Below are 1036 nucleotides of genomic sequence, written 5' to 3' on the forward strand. Positions count from 1 at the left end.
CCCAGATCATCCGGTCCGCCATCGGGCGGCAGCGCCACGGCGTGCAACTGATTCCGGAGACCACCGCGGCCCTCGCCTACCTGCGGCACACCGGCCTGCTGGACCGCTGGGACACGGTGGCGGTCATCGACATCGGGGCCAAGGGCACCACGGTCTCGGTCGCCGATCATGCCGACGACACCGTGCTGCGGTCCGAGCGCATCACCACCATCGGCGGCAACGCCATCGACGAACTGATCCTGCAGCACCTGCTGGACTGCCACCTGTCGCGGCGCGGCATCCGCCCGAACCGCGGCATCCTGCTCAATCGCAGCCGCGCCGCCAAGGAGCACCTGTCGGTGGTCCCGGCGGTGACCATCGATCATGTGGCCGGGCAGCCGCTCAAGCTGACCCGGGTGGATTTCGAGGAGATCGTCGCCGATCTGCTGCACGATCTGTCGGTGTTCGCGCGCGGCGTGTTCACGCGGGCCCCGAAGTTCCCGGAGGCGGTCGCGGTGATCGGCGGCGGCGCGAACGTGCCGATCATGGTGGTGGGGCTGGAACGCCAGCTCGACATCCCCGTGGTCACGGTGCCGGAGCCGGAGTCGGCGATCGCGAAAGGCGCGGCGCTGGTGGCGGATTCGACCGTGCCGACCGCCTTCCCGGTGATCGGCCTGGGCTCGGACGCGCCGATCGGCACCTTCACCAAACTGGCGGGCACGCTCGCCGGGGCGATCGTGGTGGTCGGGCTGATCGTCGGGTACGGGGTCAAGGAGTTCGTGATCGAGGAACCGCAGCCCGCGCATTACTCGCCGACCTCGACGCAGCAGCCGCCGACCACGCCGCCCGTGCCGACGACCACCGTTCCGGCGCCGAGTTCGGTCAACCCGACCACGAACCAGAACCCGAGCCACCGCACCACCGTCGCCGTGCCCCCGGCCCAGACCGGTTCGGCGAACGGCACTCCCACGGTCGTCCCCAGCGTCACCACGCAGCAACCGCCGCTGCGTCCGGACCCGGATCTACCCCAGATCCCGTTCCCCGCGGATCTGCCGCG

1 protein-coding gene is annotated in these 1036 nt (G+C 70.7%); it reads left to right on the forward strand.

All coding sequences use genetic code 11. The features are described from left to right. Positions 1-41: 41 nt before the first annotated feature. Positions 42-1036: Hsp70 family protein (locus ACIRS4_RS39170; RefSeq protein WP_404205199.1), on the forward strand; the 995-nt coding region annotated here is incomplete at its 3' end.

Origin of the sequence: Streptomyces sp. NPDC101166 (genome assembly GCF_044768125.1) — a bacterium.
Taxonomy (GTDB): Bacteria; Actinomycetota; Actinomycetes; order Streptomycetales; family Streptomycetaceae; genus Streptomyces.